At 39.5% G+C, this 17,618-nt stretch carries 17 protein-coding genes and 1 pseudogene; 6 read left to right on the top strand and 12 right to left on the bottom strand.

Annotation, left to right across the window (positions count from 1 at the left end; genetic code table 11):
* Window positions 1-10: 10 nt before the first annotated feature.
* The 5 genes and pseudogenes from NYE20_RS03020 to NYE20_RS03000 form a co-directional block, all read right to left on the bottom strand.
* Window positions 11-802, bottom strand: a complete 792-nt coding sequence (locus tag NYE20_RS03020; RefSeq protein ID WP_080474523.1) for a GNAT family N-acetyltransferase — start codon at window positions 800-802, stop codon at window positions 11-13.
* A 196-nt stretch (window positions 803-998) separates the two neighbouring features.
* Window positions 999-1,244 (bottom strand): annotated as a pseudogene (locus tag NYE20_RS03015) (hypothetical protein).
* A gap of 58 nt (window positions 1,245-1,302) precedes the next feature.
* The gene (locus tag NYE20_RS03010; RefSeq protein WP_014478962.1) at window positions 1,303-2,610 is read right to left on the bottom strand and encodes an arsenical efflux pump membrane protein ArsB; all 1,308 of its coding nucleotides are present in this window, start codon (window positions 2,608-2,610) and stop codon (window positions 1,303-1,305) included.
* Between the two features lie 12 nt (window positions 2,611-2,622).
* Window positions 2,623-2,958 (bottom strand): metal-responsive transcriptional regulator AseR, encoded by a 336-nt coding sequence (gene aseR, locus NYE20_RS03005; RefSeq protein ID WP_014478961.1) that lies wholly within the window; start codon window positions 2,956-2,958, stop codon window positions 2,623-2,625.
* Window positions 2,959-3,513: 555 nt separating this feature from the next.
* Complete coding sequence (locus tag NYE20_RS03000) at window positions 3,514-4,386, bottom strand: YitT family protein (protein WP_049140454.1); 873 nt, start codon at window positions 4,384-4,386, stop codon at window positions 3,514-3,516.
* Window positions 4,387-4,640: 254 nt separating this feature from the next.
* Between NYE20_RS03000 and NYE20_RS02995 the strand changes: the two genes are divergently transcribed.
* The gene (locus NYE20_RS02995; protein ID WP_021481668.1) at window positions 4,641-4,970 is read left to right on the top strand and encodes a winged helix-turn-helix transcriptional regulator; all 330 of its coding nucleotides are present in this window, start codon (window positions 4,641-4,643) and stop codon (window positions 4,968-4,970) included.
* 82 nt (window positions 4,971-5,052) lie between these two features.
* Window positions 5,053-5,625, top strand: a complete 573-nt coding sequence (locus tag NYE20_RS02990) for an alpha/beta hydrolase (RefSeq protein ID WP_161621371.1) — start codon at window positions 5,053-5,055, stop codon at window positions 5,623-5,625.
* Between the two features lie 52 nt (window positions 5,626-5,677).
* On the opposite strand, the gene NYE20_RS02985 is transcribed toward NYE20_RS02990, so the two are convergent.
* Complete coding sequence (locus tag NYE20_RS02985; protein ID WP_015715295.1) at window positions 5,678-6,103, bottom strand: MaoC family dehydratase; 426 nt, start codon at window positions 6,101-6,103, stop codon at window positions 5,678-5,680.
* 191 nt (window positions 6,104-6,294) lie between these two features.
* On the bottom strand, window positions 6,295-7,686 hold the full coding sequence (locus NYE20_RS02980; RefSeq protein WP_161621370.1) for a PLP-dependent aminotransferase family protein: 1,392 nt from the start codon (window positions 7,684-7,686) through the stop codon (window positions 6,295-6,297).
* 154 nt (window positions 7,687-7,840) lie between these two features.
* On the opposite strand from NYE20_RS02980, the gene NYE20_RS02975 reads away from it, so the two are divergent.
* Window positions 7,841-8,704, top strand: a complete 864-nt coding sequence (locus NYE20_RS02975) for a DMT family transporter (protein WP_161621369.1) — start codon at window positions 7,841-7,843, stop codon at window positions 8,702-8,704.
* A gap of 420 nt (window positions 8,705-9,124) precedes the next feature.
* On the top strand, window positions 9,125-9,784 hold the full coding sequence (locus NYE20_RS02970) for a hypothetical protein (RefSeq protein ID WP_128441387.1): 660 nt from the start codon (window positions 9,125-9,127) through the stop codon (window positions 9,782-9,784).
* Window positions 9,785-10,135: 351 nt separating this feature from the next.
* Here NYE20_RS02970 and NYE20_RS02965 read toward each other — a convergent pair whose 3' ends face one another.
* The 4 genes from NYE20_RS02965 to NYE20_RS02950 form a co-directional block, all read right to left on the bottom strand.
* Window positions 10,136-10,729 (bottom strand): YdeI family protein, encoded by a 594-nt coding sequence (locus NYE20_RS02965; RefSeq protein ID WP_072173562.1) that lies wholly within the window; start codon window positions 10,727-10,729, stop codon window positions 10,136-10,138.
* Window positions 10,730-11,001: 272 nt separating this feature from the next.
* Window positions 11,002-11,376: a hypothetical protein gene (locus tag NYE20_RS02960; RefSeq protein ID WP_032722936.1), complete on the bottom strand. Its 375-nt coding sequence runs from the start codon at window positions 11,374-11,376 to the stop codon at window positions 11,002-11,004.
* A 230-nt stretch (window positions 11,377-11,606) separates the two neighbouring features.
* On the bottom strand, window positions 11,607-12,899 hold the full coding sequence (locus NYE20_RS02955; RefSeq protein ID WP_161621785.1) for an MFS transporter: 1,293 nt from the start codon (window positions 12,897-12,899) through the stop codon (window positions 11,607-11,609).
* Between the two features lie 110 nt (window positions 12,900-13,009).
* On the bottom strand, window positions 13,010-14,398 hold the full coding sequence (locus tag NYE20_RS02950) for a PLP-dependent aminotransferase family protein (RefSeq protein ID WP_339184473.1): 1,389 nt from the start codon (window positions 14,396-14,398) through the stop codon (window positions 13,010-13,012).
* 226 nt (window positions 14,399-14,624) lie between these two features.
* Between NYE20_RS02950 and NYE20_RS02945 the strand changes: the two genes are divergently transcribed.
* Window positions 14,625-15,497 (top strand): AraC family transcriptional regulator, encoded by an 873-nt coding sequence (locus tag NYE20_RS02945; RefSeq protein WP_070548603.1) that lies wholly within the window; start codon window positions 14,625-14,627, stop codon window positions 15,495-15,497.
* Window positions 15,498-15,649: 152 nt separating this feature from the next.
* On the opposite strand, the gene NYE20_RS02940 is transcribed toward NYE20_RS02945, so the two are convergent.
* Window positions 15,650-16,609: a DMT family transporter gene (locus tag NYE20_RS02940; RefSeq protein ID WP_161621367.1), complete on the bottom strand. Its 960-nt coding sequence runs from the start codon at window positions 16,607-16,609 to the stop codon at window positions 15,650-15,652.
* Between the two features lie 112 nt (window positions 16,610-16,721).
* Here NYE20_RS02940 and NYE20_RS02935 point away from each other — a divergent pair, with 112 nt between their 5' ends.
* The gene (locus NYE20_RS02935) at window positions 16,722-17,597 is read left to right on the top strand and encodes an AraC family transcriptional regulator (protein WP_161621366.1); all 876 of its coding nucleotides are present in this window, start codon (window positions 16,722-16,724) and stop codon (window positions 17,595-17,597) included.
* Window positions 17,598-17,618: the final 21 nt, after the last annotated feature.

The raw sequence follows: 17,618 nt of genomic DNA, 5'->3' as shown, positions 1-17,618 counted from the left end.
CTTCTCTTTTTTATGATTTCCCGGAATAAAAAAGAGAGTATTCGATTATTTTCTTAAACCCTAGTTTAGCTGCTAATGCAATGGACGAATTGTTGCAGATATCACAATCCCAGCTAGGAACTATCCCATTTTCCATACAAAACGCTATAAACCTATTTGCTACGCAATAAGCTAACCCCAGTCCTCTATATTCTTCAAGTGTATAGATATCCATTTCCGCTCGATTATGCCCTAAAAATATAGAAGTACACTCACTTACTACATGATTGCCATGTAATACGGCAAATCCAAAACCTTTTGAAGCAAACTGTGAGACAGAATCCCAATACTCCTCATAATACGCGCTGTTAAACGCTGTGCTGTGTGAAATGATGTCTTCGTCTATTCTTTTCAATACAAGACCCTTTGGCAGTTGCAAAGTCCTTTTGGAATATTTTGGTTGATAAGAAAATGCAGCTCTTCTCATTTGGTTTAAGTCATCTTTCAGTATGGGTTTCAGTACGCTATCCCATGTATCACTGGAAGAAAACAAGGTAAATCGTTTTGATGATTTCACTTGTTCTTCATAATATCCTGCAATGAAATCATGAAAATCCCGATTCCCTTGGTCTCCCGCAATAAAATAAATGCCTGATTCAGTTCCTATAAAAAACGATTTAGGAAAGGTTTGATCATCTGCATAAACAGCTCCCGGAATGGTTTGGTCTAATATTGAATAGACAAATGTGGGACAATATTTGTCATCAAACATTGTTTTTAAGCTACTATACTTTTCTTTTGTTAATTCCTGCAAAACAGACAACTCCTTTAAAACACCGTCTTCTTCTTGATTCTGTTCACAAAATCAATTTTCCTCTGTCACTAGCTAAATAACTTCCCTGTTACGAATCTCAGACAAATAAAAAACAAAAACAGGTGTCTGCACTCAGCCCGCAGACACCTGTTGAACAACACATAGCATTATATAAACCCAAGAAAACGCTGAGTATATCGATTCTTTATTCCCCAGTTACAGCAAACTGTTTTAAACGGTCACCAATTTCAGCACGGACCCTTTGGAAACACTTCTTCTGTTCCGTGTGCTTTTGCCGGATCATCAAATTTATCCGATGTTTGATTTGAAATATCAATCCCTGCTTCTTTCATTGCTTTGACAGCACTCGATGTCATCCATGAGCTTCGATTCCTGCGCTGTACACATTCCACTTGTCCCCAAGGTATTTTCTCCCCCACCCTTCAGCCATTTGACTGCGGCAAGAGTTACCTGTGCATTGTTTTCCTTGATATAGTGACCTTGTCCTTTTAGAAACAAGAATGGATTATCAGCAGCCAAATATACAGGCCGACAAGTGTGATCAATAAAGTGGGTATCGTGAGGATAATTCCTGTTTTAAAATACGTGCCCCAGGAAATTTTCATACCTTTGTGCGAAAGAACATGAAGCCATAATAATGTCGCCAAGGAACCAATCGGTGTTATTTTAGGTCCTAAATCTGAACCGATCACATTTGCATAAATAAGCGCTTCTCTCATCATCCCATGTGTATCTGTACCGGCAATAGCCAATGCGTCAATCATAACAGTCGGCAAGTTATTCATAATGGAAGAAAGAATCGCCGCAATAAAGCCCATTCCAATTGTCCCAGCAAACAATCCTTGATCAGCTGCGGCTTGAATCACATCTGAAAGGACATCCGTTAATCCGGCATTTCGGACACCATACACAACAACGTACATGCCAATTGAAAAGAATACGATAGCCCATGGCGCCTCTTTCACCACTTTCTTTGTATGGACGGCCGGACTCTTTTGCGCAGCGATTAAGAAAATGATCGCAATGCTGCCCGCTACCACTGATACAGGGATAGAAAAAAATTCACTTGCAAAATATCCAATTAACAGCAGCCCTAAGATATACCATGACAGTCTGAACATGTTTTGATCTTTAATTGCTTCAACAGGTTTTTTAACCTCAGTCAGATCATAGCGTTTTGGTATGCTTTTTCTAAAGAAAAGGTAAAGTACAATGATGCTCGCCAGCAGCGAAAACAAGTACGGGACAACCATTCTGGATGCATAATCAATAAACGTAATATGAAAATAGTCCGCTGAAACAATGTTGACCAAATTGCTCACTACTAAAGGAAGCGAAGTGGTATCCGCAATAAATCCGCTGGCAATGATAAAAGGAAAAACTAATTTTTCATTAAAATGTAATGCTCTGACCATCGCTAATACAATTGGTGTCAATATAAGAGCTGCACCGTCATTTGCAAATAACGCGGCGACGATAGCCCCTAATAGAGATACATAAACGAACATCCGCACACCGTTTCCTTTTGCAGCCTTAGCCATATGAAGCGCTGCCCATTCAAAGAAACCGATATTATCAAGAATTAACGATATCAGTATGATGGCCACAAAAGCCAAGGTCGCATTCCAAACAATCCCTGTCACAGTTAACACATCATGAAAATTGACAACACCTGCTATTAGAGCTAAAACTGCGCCTCCACAGGCTGACCACCCTATAGATAAATTTTTCGGCTGCCATATGACCAATACTAGAGTTAATAAAAAGATGAATACTGCCAAAATCATTGATGTCAATCTAATGCCTCCTTACTGGCAACACGCTTGAGTTTTCTTTTGTTTGATATGGTTTAACAATTCATCCTCCTGATCGATTTGATGTAAGATCAATTGCAATGTATCAAACTCAGGACAGGAACCATTTATTGAATAATAACGCCATTGGCCTCTTCTGTCCTCATTCACAAAACCTGCGTTTCTTAATTTCCGCAAATGCTGGCTTATGGCGGGCTGGCTCATTTCGAACATATCAACCAATTGACAGACACAATATTCTTTTTCAAGAAATAATCTCATCATTATAAGCCTAGTTTGATCACTAAGTGTTTTCAAACAACGAGTCATCGCCGCAACATCAATCGTCATATGAGCTCCTCCTTCCCAAATCAATATATAAGCAAATCGTTATATACACGCCAAACGTTTATACATTCCCTTTTGCGTTTCCATATGCAGAGCTCCGTTTATCTTAAGGATCAAAATTTCAAAAACGAAAACCTGAGTCGCTCCCCGCGTTTCCTTAGCGCCACCGTCATTATATAAACTTTTATTTATATAAACAATCCCTTATATTCGGAACATCAAATATGTTTGATTCAATTAATATCAATCTCTTTATTTGCCTTTACCCATTGTACATTGAACCGAGTACGGCAATATAGCTTGTATTTGCTTTTGGCAGGAAGGATGACCAGGACAACACTTATGGCGGACAAAGCATTTCATTCCCAAATCAGTAACTGAAATGGATATCGGACGGGAAAGCATCATACAATAAGCAATCAGCAAAATACAAAAAATACCAAGGGTTTTGATACCCTTGGTATTTATGATCGAGACCTTCACCGGTTATTCACCCACAAGCCTCAAAAAAGTGTTTTTGATTACATGTACCGGCGGCATGTCAGTACCGTTGTTTTTCTAGTGATGATTAAGATTTCTAAAATTGCTGCCCTTCACTTCAGCTACGTCATATACGGTGACAAAGGCGGATTTATCAATATCATTAATAATTTCCTTTAGTTTGGTTTCTTCTAAACGATTGATGACACATGTGATTTCTTTAAATTTCTCGTGGGAAAAACCCCCGTAAGCTTCTTTATATGTGGCGCTTCGGCCTAATTGTTCACGTATTGTCTCTACCATTAATGCGGGTTCTGTTGTAATGATTTGGAAGGTTTTGGACCCGCTTAAGCCTTCCTCAACAACATGAATCACTTTGGATGCAATGTAGTAAGCAATGACTGAAAGCAATGCCCCTTGTAAGCCAAATACTGTGGAAACAAAAATAAACACAAAAAGGTTTAAGAATAGGATGAGATCGCTCGTTCCAAACGGCAGTTTTCGGGATAGCAGCACAGCAAGCATGTCAATACCATCTAATGCGCCGCCATTACGCAGCGCCAGCCCCATTCCAAATCCAAGGATAATCCCGCCGACAACGGTAATTAACAGGGTATCTCCTTCTATGATTGCGGGTGTGTGGTGGAAAAAGCTTGTCCCCGCGGCAAGCGATACGATTCCGATAATTGATAATAATGCAAAGCTTTTCCCAATTTGCTTATATCCTAACCAGACAAATGGAATGTTGATCACAGCAATCAAAATCCCCAGCGGCAAGTTGAATAGCTGTGAACCAACGATGCTAAGACCCGTCACTCCTCCATCAGATACACTGTTTGGAATGAGCACTGTTTCTAGTCCATATGCCGCTATGATTCCTCCAATGATAACCATGATGATTTGGAAAATCATTTTCGCTTTAAATTTCTTACGTTTTTTGGGTGTATTCATACCATTCCTCATTTCTCAAATATTTCGTTATATTTAAATATACCATAATAGATATTTTCAGCTAAAAACATGCGTTTTTTTAAATAAAGTAATTAACAGTAAGGTAACCCTCTTTGACTTAGAACATTCATGTACCGTGCCGCCTGTTGAGCAAGCGGCCCCTTTCACTTCAGATCGTGAATCGCCCTCAAACTTCAACACCGAAAATCCTAATTTATTCTGATATGATACTTAAAAAAGGAGGTTTGATTACAATGAATAACCTGTGCCGCAGTAAACAAGCCCCATTTGAATACACCTTATCTCTTATAGGGGGCAAATGGAAAATGAGAATTCTCTATGAGTTAGGGTGTGAAAAAACGATGAGATACGGCGAGCTGAAAAGGGCTATGCCCTTCATCACCCATAAAATGTTAAGCGCACAGCTTAAGGAATTGCAAACTGACGGCCTTATTCATCGGTATGAGGTTTCTCAAACCCCACTGAAAGTAGAGTATTCGTTATCTGACAGAGGGCGATCTTTGTACCCCCTCATAGATGAAATGTGTAAGTGGGGAATGGCACAAGGAATGCCTCATATGTAAAGCTACTTACAAAAAAGTGCGTACTTGTTTCCCAATGAGAGGAATTTTATACTGAATGAAAATGCTTCTTGTGGAGGAAAAAATGACAAAACAAGTCTATATCATTCATGGCTACGGAGCCTCCTCAACAAATCATTGGTTCCCTTGGCTGAAAAAACGCCTGCTCGCAGATGGGGTCAAAGCAGACATTTTAAACATGCCTAATCCGCTCCAGCCAAGACTTGAGGATTGGCTGGATACACTCTCTTTATATCAGCACACTTTACATGAAAATACGTATTTGGTTGCGCATAGCTTAGGTTGCCCCGCCATTTTGAGATTTTTGGAACATATTCAATTACGAAAACAGCTTGGCGGAATCATACTTGTTTCCGGCTTTGCCAAATCATTGCCCACTTTAAAGATGTTAGATGAATTTACACAGGAATCGTTTGATCATCAAACAATCATTAAGTCCGCGAAGCACCGTGCTGTCATTGCTTCTAAGGACGACCAAATTGTGCCTTTTTCATTCAGCAAGGATCTGGCACAACAAATTGATGCTGCGTTATATGAAGTTCAGCACGGAGGTCATTTTCTAGAAGATGAGGGATTTACTTCTTTGCCTATTGTCTATGATGTTTTAACCTCTTATTTTTCAAAGGAAACTCGCTAACATCTTTCACCCATCTGCTTCAATCGAGCCCGCGAAAAGCGGGCTTTCTGAGTTATCGTTTGATCAATACAGATAACTCACCTTCAAACACTTTTACTTCTTTTTGATTATAAGTAGATAGCAATACAGTGAGTATTCCCAATTCATTTCTCTTTGGCTGCTTATCAAGAACCTCAACAATTGTAAACAATTCATCATCCGGATATACGGGTTTTATGAATGTCATATGATTCATCTCTGTTCCGGCTATAATATCGTCTCCATAGAAACCTTCTTCAATCCAAAGTTTAAAAGATATGGCCAGTGTTTGTATGCCGGAAGCGATAATTCCATTAAATCTGCCTTTATTCGCTTTTTCTTCATCTACATGCATATACTGAGGGTCAAATTCACCCGCAAACCGCATAATATCATCTTTTGATACTTTTAATGATTTCGTTTTGAAGACCTGGCCAATTGTAAACTCATCTAACTTCATTCTTACACCTCTATTTTTCAATTGTCTATTTTGTTTATTTTAGCACTGTGATGAGCAAATAAAAAATTCTGTTTTCGCTAAACAGACGTATCGTGGCCTGGACTGCTGGCACTCATCATATACTTAAAAAGTATTGAACAGCTCTCAACACTTAGTCGTCACTTGGCCTTTTTGCTAAACTGAAAGCTCCCTCATATCTTCCAGGCAGCCTTCAGTTTTTTTATGCCTTCTCTTATGTCGGATTCAGAAACCCCTGCAAACCCGAGCGAGACCGTATTTGTAGGAGGATGATGTTGATAAGAAAGAGAAACAGGATAAATTTTTACTCCATGTTTTTTCGCCTTCTCAATTAACTCTTTTTCACCAAATGGCAAATAAACGTCAAGTAAGATACGAAGCCCAGAGTTTTCTCCGCGAATTCTGACATGCTCTCCTAATTGCCTTTGCACTGCCTCTAATACAATGGCTCTTTTTTTGCGGTAAAGTTTTCTCATTCTGTTGATGTGTTTTTGCCACTCTCCATTTTTTATAAATTCAGCTAGGGTTAGCTGACTGTGGCAGGACACTGTTTGCTTATATAAGGACGTGATTTCATGCCCCTTTTTTAAAAGAGGCGAAGGAAGAATCATATAGCTGATACGCAGCGAGGGCAAAAGAGACTTAGAAAAAGTGCCCATATAAATGACACGGTTATGCTGATCAAGCCCTTGCAGAGAAGGAACCGGCTGTCCTGTGTACCTAAATTCCCCGTCATAATCATCCTCTATGATAAAGGATTGATGTTCAGCCGCCCATTTGAGCAGCTGAATTCTTCTGTTGATCGTCATGATGGTTCCCAGCGTAAATTGATGGGAAGGTGTGACATATACAAGGTTTGGCTGCTGTTCTTTGATCTTCTGTATACAGATTCCTTCATCATCGACTGGTATCGGAACAATATTCATGCGGTTGGCTTCAAAAATTTTGCGTGCTCTTGGATAACCAGGATCCTCATACCCTATAGAAATATTCGGCTCAAAAACTTGGCACAAGATTTGCAGCAGAATAGGGTTCCCGGCACCTATAATCACTTGTTCAGGGCCGCAATGAACACCCCGAGATTGATACAGGTACTCTGCAATGAGTGTTCTCAGCTCAAACTCTCCTAAAACATGTCCCGGCCGATAAAGCTCGTGTCCATATTGGTCTAAGCTATTGACCATGCTTTTTCGCCATGCGGAAAAAGGGAAGTAAGAAGAATCTACATTCCCATAATGAAAATCAATCGATTGTTTATTTTCTTCTGCTTCTTGTTGAATGGGTGTTGTGCTTGGCATTCTATCATAAGCAAAATCAGAATCATGATAATCAGCAAACCACCCGCTTCTTGGCTTGCTCACAATATAGCCCTCAGCAGCGAGCTGTTCATAGGCACGTTCAACAGTCGTTTGGCTGATGGAAAGCTGATTCGCCAGGAGTCTTTTTGAAGGAAGCTTCATTCCTTTTTGAATATGGCCCCGATGCATATTTTCTTTAAAATATCGATAAAGCTGCTGATAAAGCGGAATATCCAGATTTCTATCCAAAAAAGGCGTGATATCCATTTGCGCGTTGTTCTCCTAACTGGTATGCATTTTTTTATGAAAACTGGCTGTTTATAAAAGGCCAATTCCAGTTTATAGTCATTGTAATCCTTAGCTACTGGTTTTGTTAAGAAAATACAGACAATGAACAAGAAAGATATGTGGAGTGATTGTAATGAACAAACGAACAAATGGCTGGATAAATGGTTTTATAGGCGTACTCATTTTCAGCGGCTCGCTGCCTGCGACCCGTTTGGCTGTGTCGGACTTCGATCCGCTGTTCCTCACCGTATGCCGCGCTGCGATAGCTGGTGTACTGGCGGGAGGTCTCCTTCTCATCTTCCGGCAGCAGCATCCTTCCAAAAGAGACCTCATTTCATTATTAGTGGTAGCGTTTGGCGTAGTGATTGGTTTCCCGTTGCTGACAGCTTTAGCGCTTCAGCATGTCACTTCCGCACACGCCATTGTCTTCATTGGACTTCTTCCGCTTGCAACGGCGGTCTTCGGCGTACTGCGCGGGGGTGAACGCCCCCGCCCCGTTTTCTGGATTTTCTCAGCCGTTGGCAGCTTGTTAGTAGCAGGTTTCGCCCTCATTCAGGGGGGAGGTTCATCCCCGCTTGGCGACGCGTACATGCTGGCTTCTATTGTCGTATGCGGTCTTGGTTATGCAGAAGGGGCAAGGCTTTCACGTCGTCTGGGGAATTGGCAGGTGATCTCATGGGCACTCGTTCTGTCGCTTCCTCTTATGTTGCCATTGTCGTTCATTTTTACGCCGGACTCATGGTCGGACATCGGCGTTCCCGCACTGCTCAGTCTTGCATATGTATCCTTATTCAGCATGCTGATCGGCTTTGTGTTCTGGTATCGAGGTCTTGCCCAAGGAGGAATTGCGGCGGTTGGGCAGCTCCAGCTTCTCCAGCCTTTTTTTGGGCTGCTGCTTGCCTCAGTGATTCTGCACGAGAAAGTGGGCTGGGCACTCGTAGCAGTAAATATCGCCGTTATCATGTGCGTTGCTGCTGCACGGCGATTTGCAAAGTAAGGCAGACCTTTATCGTAAACTTCAAAAATGCATGAAGGTATAAAAATACCAAGGGTTGCTGGCCCTTGGTATTTTGCACGCGATCGAGCAGACTTGAGTCTCCCGCTTAGACATATAAGTCAACACCCATTTCCTGCCTCCATTATCAAATCCTCTCTAATAAATCCCCCACTTTTTCTGCCATGACACGAGGCGGATAAGGCATTTCGTTTTTGTTTGCATTTATATCCCACTTTACATTCAAAACCTGAAGAAAAAGGGGCAAAACTTCTTAAGAATTCTTAGGTTTTCTCGATGCTATTCAAGATCGTTTCCTCTTCTTAAACAGTTTTCAATATCATCCTATCTATTCCATGGTAATATTTAGATACATAAACTTATATATGAAGCTGACCTGAATTAATAGAGAGGAATGAAAAAATGAAGAAACGCAGAAAGATATGTTATTGCAATACTGCCCTGCTGCTTATGATTTTGCTTGCTGGATGTACGGACAGTAAGGATGGAGAAGCACAACAACCTTCAAATCAAGCTTCTGCTGTACAATCTGACGAAAAACACACTGAGCCTGAAGAGAGCACCAAAATACGCAAGGATGAAGCGGAGCCAATAACAGAATCAGAAGAATCCGCAACAAAAGCTGCAAATGATACCTCTTCAGCAGAAGAGAAAAGCAAAGAAGACAATGTATTGGCAGCATACTCTTCGGAAAAAATTGAATATGCCAGAGTTTGGCTTCAACTTGGACCTAATCAAGAGATAGATGAATTAAATGTTCGACATATTTCGGCTGGCGAGCCAATTAATCCTAATGATGATACAAGTGCCAGCTATCCAGAAGATGTAACCCAGTTAGCAGGTTCTCGTTTAGTGGATGGATCAGTCACTTATCATGGCAATGGGGATGGCACGATTCATGTATATAATGTGCCTTTACGATGGGATTCTGCTGATGATGTAGAAAAAGGCGTCATGAGGGAAGTGACTGAGAATATCATAAAAAACAGAAAAACAGTGTATGTTGATACAGGTGACAATGAAAAAATCAAGCGGATCATCGATATCATGATGATTCATTAATCAGTATTCGTTTGTCTGCACCTGACTAAAAACAATGGTTAATAAGGTATATTAATACAAAAAACAAAGTTTGGAGTGTAGTAACTTGCTAAAAATCTTCCGGTTCTAGGTTCTATTAGTTCTCCTAGGCATTCTAAATGTGATGAGCCGTGCCATTGAGCTATTTCTAGGTGTTGCATTAATATTTTATAACGCTGTCTAGTGGCATACAATGTTAATCAAAAGAAGCATTTCAGCAGTAAGTGAATGTTGTCCTAAGAAAAACAAGCATCTTACTATGCTTGTTTTTCTTCTATAGAAAGGATCTTATTACGCTATGATGCTATTCCTTTAGCCTGAACCTTGGCGTGCCTAATCCTTTAATCCCTTTCCATCGAGAATTTTTTGCACATATTTTTCGACTCTCGATTCTCGGGTTTTGGATTGTTTGGCTTGAGAAAAATAAAGAGTGTACGCTCTTTGCCGTCCCGGGGTCAAAGCTTCAAAAGCAATTTTCAATGCAGGGATTTCATCGAATTTTTTTTGAAGTTCTTCAGGAATGTTCAATTCAATATTTTTGTTAACTTCCACTTTCAAACCGGCTTTTTCAACTTCAATGGCTTCGTGAATATAGGCTTTCAAAATGTTTTCTAGCTCATTTATTTCCTGAACATTTGTAAACCGAATCTGGCGCGCCGCCTGTACATTCTCCGTTTGTTGAATGAGAATTCCATGGGCATCCTGTAATAGGGCACCTTTGTGAAACAGAAGCGCACAATATTCTTTAAACCCATGTATTAAAACGACATTTTTATTATTGTATGTGTAACAAGGATGCATCCACTTAAAATCTTCAGTCAGCTCACAGTCAAGAATGATGGTTCTCAACTTCTCAAATTCTTCCTTCCACTTTTTCGCTTCACTTAAAAATTCATCAACCTTCGGATTTGTTCTGCTATTTGTCATGAAGGAATTCCCCTCTTTCCAATCTTTTTACTTTTACGTGAATTCACAATAATGAAGTCCAGTTTTATTTTTGACATCTCGGTATTTATTTTATTCTTCTATAGGTTCCTTCTCTTATTATTCAATAGATTAAGCTTAAAGTGGGGATGATGCAACAACAAAAAATATCATAGGCTATATCCATGTCCACAACATAAAAAGAGAAGGCCCACATGCCTTCTCATCTTGTTTTAATATTTCACTGACAATCTAAAAAAATAACAATACAATTATTATATATCTTTTTTATTCTTGCCAATGCATAAGGTTACGGCAACACTAGCTATACTGACTAAAGTTCCTGCAATAGAAACTAGAATTGTCAAAAAGCCATTGGGAATAAGAAATCCAATTGGAATGAGCCCCAGAAAAGTGAAAACGATAAAACATTGGTATACACCAGATATTATTCTTACAACCAAATTGCCAAAAAAGGACATGACTAATGGAGGGATAAATAAAAATACAACGATTCCAATTGAGATCATCAAGATAAGAGGTTCATCAAATGAGATGACATAATCTCCAGGCGACTCTTTAGCGGCCGCTAAAACAACAACGATAGACATCATTAGTGTAACAAAAACAAGAGAAAACCTTTTTAACAACGTGATGACTCCTTTACCTAAAGCGAGTAATCCTGCCTTTTTCAAATCCGATAACCATTTTATGTGATTCAATTAAAGAATATGCAGTGAGTGACACAGCTATAAGGAATCCTGGTCAAATCTTTATAATAGATTTAATGGAGCAACTATAGTTCGTTAGAATATTAGATGCTGCAATATACTTTATCTAACAATATAACAAATTAATGTAAATTAAACAATCCTACCCTTTAGCGGCCCCTAGACCATACCACCACCGGAATGAGTAATAAGGACAAAATCCCTCCAATAAGTGATAATGCGAGGTAACTTGAACCTGCCACAATCATTCCAGATAATGCTCCGCCAGCAGCTCCTGACAACGCAATCAGAACATCCACTGTCCCCTGCGTTTTAGCTCGTGTGACAGTATCAGTTGAATCTACAATAAGGGCAGTCCCGCTTATCAAACCAAAATTCCACCCTAATCCCAGTAAAGAAAGAGCAATGACGAGAAGAACCATAGAATCTCCCGGAGCAAATGCTGCTATTACACCTGCCAAAAGCAACGTTGTTCCAGAGGAAATAGCCATTGCGGTACGTCCCAACCTATCTACAAGAACACCTGTAACCAGTGAAGGGAGATACATAGCACCTATATGAAAACCAATAACAAGACCGACTGCACCCAAGTCATGGCCATGATGTCTCATATAAACCGGTGTCATTGTCATAATAGCTACCATTACTATTTGGGTAAGAACCATAACCGTTGCCCCAACAATGATGCCTTTTTTGTTTTCTGTATGCTCAGCTGCCGCCAAATATCCTTTATCATCATGCTCTTCATTTGCCGCTTCTATTGTTCTTGCTATAACTAATGGATCTGGACGAAGCATAATGAAAAGGACCACACCTGCTAAAATATATGCTGCTGCGGCTAAAATGAAAGGGCCAGCAAGTGATGGAACACCAATAGAAAGAGCGAAATCCCCCATCACATTCACTAAGCTTGGACCTGCCACTGCGCCAAATGTAGTAAAAACCATGGTTATACTAACAGCAGTCGCTCGCTGCTTATGATTTGCTAAGTCTGTACCTGCATAACGGGCCTGTAAATTAGTGGCTGTACCTGCACCGTAAATAAGCAACGAAATAAATAACAAGAAAATACTATTTATGATTGCTGCCATAATAACGCCTATTGCTCCAAGTCCGCCAATCATAAAGCCAGCCGAAAGACCTGTTCGACGGCCATAACGTTGAGAAAGTCTTCCAACAATTAATGCAGATCCTGCTGACCCTAAAGTAAATAAAGCAGAAGGAAGACCAGCAAACGCATCAGTGCCAAGCATTTGCTGTGCAATAAGCGCACCGACAGTCACTCCTGCCGCCAGCCCCGCACCGCCAAAAATTTGTGAGATACTCACAACGAATAGTGTACGCTTGTATAACGATTTTTGTTTTTCTGGTGAACTGATGTAGCTTTGTAATGAAGCAGTTTGAACATCTATTGCTTTTACGCTGTCCTTGTCTAACATCATCTGACCTTCCTTTCTAAAAGCCAATTTTGTATAAACCTCCCTCTAGATGTGGATCATCATAACACGCACAAAAAAGCCATACAATGTCATAATTGTATGGCAAACAATATTTAGGTAAGATCGTCTAGCAAACGTCTCAGGATCATTAATCCTTGTTCAAGCTCTTCAAGTGTTTTTGGTGCACAGACAGAAACCCTTACAGCCCTTTCAGGACAACTATTTCCCACTACAAAGCGTTCAGCCGCATACACTTGCACGCCATGTCGAGCAGCCAACTCTTCAAATTGAGCGCCAGTTATTTTACCCGGTAACATCAACCAACGAAAAATGCCTGTTTCAACACCTAAACATGTATATCCCGCAACATAACGGTTTACGATTTGATTTCTGCGAATGGTTTGTTCACGATGACTCTCAATTAAGACTTCAAACTGATTTGATACAATCGTGCGAGCAGTAAGTTCAGCTAATAGCGGGGAAACGGTTATATTTAAATTATAAAGCGCCTTTGATATTGGCTCCTTATATTGTCTCGGCACTGCTACATAAGCCAAACGCAGGCCTGGCGCTAACGATTTTGATAAACTTGCAATATGAATAACCTGTTGCGGTGCGAATGAGGCGAGTGCCGGAAGCGGCTTTTTGCTAAGAAGATGGTACGATGCATCCTCAATAACAAACAGATTATATTTCTTTGCAATGTCTGCAACCATTCTTCGATTCTCAACAGACATAAAGGAAGTCGTCGGATTATGATAATCCGGGATTAAATACAAACCTTTAATATTTTCGTTTTTACACGCATATTCAAGTGACTCCGGACTCATTTCATCGTTTTCTGATTTTATCGGTACGATTTGCACACTAAGCAATGATGCAACAGTTTTTAATCCAGGGTACGTATGATGGTCAACACCGATGCGGTCTCCAGGCTTACAAAGACTCGCCAAAGTCGCTGCAATCGCATTTTGCCCTCCATTTGCAAATAAAATGTGATCAACGGATGTTTCAAATCCGCCTCTTTGGATGAGCTTTACAGCTGCATCTTTTTGCCAAAGGCTTTCGCCTGCCCGGCCGTAGCTAAACCATTTTTCATAATCCTCCTCCTGAACCATGTTTTTCAGTTGGAGTAACAAGGGTTCATATGAAGCGTGATCTGGAAGTGTCGCTCCCATTTCAATTAAATGTGTCGGCTTTGTATCCTCAAGTAAATACGCATTCGACAACGCATCATACGATACAAATGTGCCGCTCCCTACAGTCGCACTCAGCAGCCCCTTTAACTCACACACTTTAAATGATTTGGAAATCGTACTCACATTTAAATCTAAATAATCGGCCAATTCTCGCTGCGGAGGAAGTTTTGTTCCAGGTATTAAAACTCCGTTTATAATATCCTGTTCCAATTGCCCTGCAAGTGCTTTATAGATAGGCTTTTCAGCTTTATCAATTGATGGCTTCCAGCTCATCGGATAGTTTTCAAAAGAATTGATAGGCATGATACGCATCCTTTTTCACTCAATTATATGAATGTGCCGTTTATAAGACAATTATAACTTTCTTTTATTGATGCCTTTTTATGAACAGCATGCTTCAATAAAACCTGTACAAATACAAGTGAATCACTTACTTTATTTCATATAAGTCATCCTGCAAAACTGTGCACAGAATGTCGGATAAATACATTTCACTCCTGTTATTCTTTGGTTAAAGGAGGCCAAATAAATGGATTTGCTTAAAAGTATGAATAGGGCGTTAAAGTATATTGAAGAAAACCTCACTAATGATATTGATTTTCAAGAGGCAGCAAAGCTTGCTTTCTGCTCTGAATATCATTTTAAAAGGATGTTTTCCTTCCTTGCAGGTATTTCATTATCGGAATATATTCGTCGCAGACGTCTTACTCTTGCAGCTTTTGAACTGAAAGACAGCAATGTAAAAGTGATTGATATTGCAATAAAGTACGGTTATAACTCACCAGATTCTTTTGCACGGGCATTCCAAAATTTACATGGCATAAACCCATCAAAAGCCAGACTTAATGGCCATTCCCTTAAAGCTTATCCACGAATGACCTTCCAGCTAACAATTAAAGGAGGAAATGAAATGAACTACCGTATTGAAGAAAAAGAGGCATTTCGCATCGTTGGCATTAAAAAAAGAGTTCCTATTATTTTTAAAGGGATTAATCCGGAAATTGCATCTATGTGGGAAAGTTTAGATGAAAAAGCAATAAATAAACTAAAAGAGCTTTCTAATGTAGCACCATCAGGCCTCATTAGTGCATCCACGAATTTTTCTGAAGGTCGGACAGAGGAAAACGGAGAGCTCGATCACTATATTGGCGCAGCCACAACGAAACGGTGTCCAGATAACTTCTCACGGCTTGAAGTTCCTGCCTCAACGTGGGCTGTATTCGAATCAATCGGACCATTTCCGGATACACTGCAAGAAGTATGGGGACGTATTTATTCCGAATGGTTTCCATCGTCAAATTACGAACAAATAGAAGGTCCAGAAATATTGTGGAACGAGCATAAGGATGTAACATCACCATCTTTTAAAAGTGAAATTTGGATACCAATTACAAAAAAGTAATACGTATTTTGATCAGAGAAGAAAAATTGAAGGTTCTTGAAGAAAAAATACCAAGGGCGTCAAAACCCTTGGTATTTTTGATATTGCCGAGAGGGCTCAAACTCCACCAGTGTTTTTCATTGCCGGACCGGTCATGTAAGCAAAAAAAGCCCCTATATATCCCGATTTGCATGATTCCTAATCTTTAATATCGATTTTTCACTCTGCATAGAAGGCTCTTTATTTAAAGCCAATATTAAAGTTATCCCTATAATACAAATAGCACCAATCCATTGAAAAGAACCAAATGGCGCTTTTAACCAAACGACAGTTGTCACAACAGCTGATAGAGGCTCTAGACTGCCTAGTAGGCTTGTTTCTTTGGGAGAGAGGCTTTCCAAGCTTTTTATGAAGAACCAAAACGCAATCATTGTTCCAAATAATATCACGAATAAGATATATGCATACGCCTCAGCAGTTAATCGTTGAAAATCCAGTTGCCATGGCGGATGGATAAAACCCAATGCAAAACCGCCAATAATCATAGCCCAACCTACAACGACAAGAGAATCAAATTTATTTAATAAACCAACGGCATACAAAGTATAAAAAGCTGCCGCGAATCCTGATAAAACTCCCCATACTACTGCAGCTGCCGGCACTGAAAGTTGAGACATTGAACCATTTGTTAACAAAAAAAAGCAACCCACTAAAGCAAGTACAACAGTTATGATATCTTGTTTGGTAAGAACCGTTTGTTTTCGCAACAGCGTGTAGATAATGACGATTACTGGGGATAAATATTGCAATAATGTAGCAACGGCAGCATTCCCATGTTGAATGGATGCCATATATGTGTACTGCACAGCTAGCATTCCCAATAGGCCAAAAATAAGAAGCTGGCCAGCCGACGCTTTGTTTTTCCAAACCTCAATAACCTGAGACCGTTCCTTTCTGAACAGTTGCAGCATTAAAAGTAACATTCCAGCCGTAAGCAAGCGTGTCGTTACAAGCCAATTGACATCAATTTGATATTCTTGAAAAAGCTTTTTGGCTACTGTGCCTCCAATTCCCCAACATGTCGCCCCTGTTATAACATAGAACAATCCCATTTTTCTATTGGAAGTAATCATACATGACTCCTCACTAATAAATATAATAATAGTGTTATAATAAATACAAAACATGATAAAAAATACTCAAATCGAATGAAAAAATATAAATATATTGAGGTGAGAAGTCAGAATGAAGAATTTTTTGATCGATCAAAATTTAAAAGAATTAACAGAGCACCGAACGGTAGAATTACCAGTTGCCTGCTACAAGACAAAGATCAATCAAAATATAAATGGCTATATTCCGCTTCATTGGCATGATGAAATCCAATTTGTTTTGATACTAAAAGGGATAGCTGTCTTTCAAATAAATGAAGAAAAAATAGAGGTTCACGAAGGGGATGGATTATTTATCAATAGCGGCTGCCTGCACATGGCAGAAGAAAAGGGTGGCTCGGATTGTACGTATATTTGCTTAAATGTGTCACCCCATTTCGTTTTATCTCAGGAACTGTATTCAAGCTATGTTCAGCCCTATATGTTTTCAACCAATTTGCCCTATTTATTTTTGGATGGAAATCAACAGTGGGCAAAAAATATTCTAGATGCTGTTAAAAAAATAAATCAATTGATTCAACAAAAGACATCGCTCTATGAGATTGACATTACGATGCAATTAACGTTAATGTGGAAAAACCTGGTCGTTAATGGTTTTCAATTAGAGTACGATCAATCTGAAATGATAAAAAGTCATCGAATGAAACAAATGTTAAACTGGATCCATCTCCATTATGCTGAAAAAATCACATTAGAGGACATTGCAAAAGCTGGCCAACTGAGCCGTTCTGAGTGCTGCCGTTATTTTAAACGAATGCTGAATAAGACGCCATTACGTTATGTAATGGATTATAGAATTCAAAAAAGCTTATTATTACTGCAACACCCTGAATCCAATGTGACAGAAGTGTCTTATCAAGTTGGATTTAACAGTACCAGTTATTTCATAAGTAAATTTCAACAAGCGATGAATATGACGCCATTATCATACAAAAAAATGAATTCATAAAGTTTATTCTATTAATAAATG

This window comes from Bacillus sp. FSL R5-0416 (genome assembly GCF_037975425.1).
Lineage (GTDB): Bacteria > Bacillota > Bacilli > Bacillales > Bacillaceae > Bacillus > Bacillus subtilis.
This window is presented reverse-complemented; position numbering and strand designations above follow the sequence as displayed.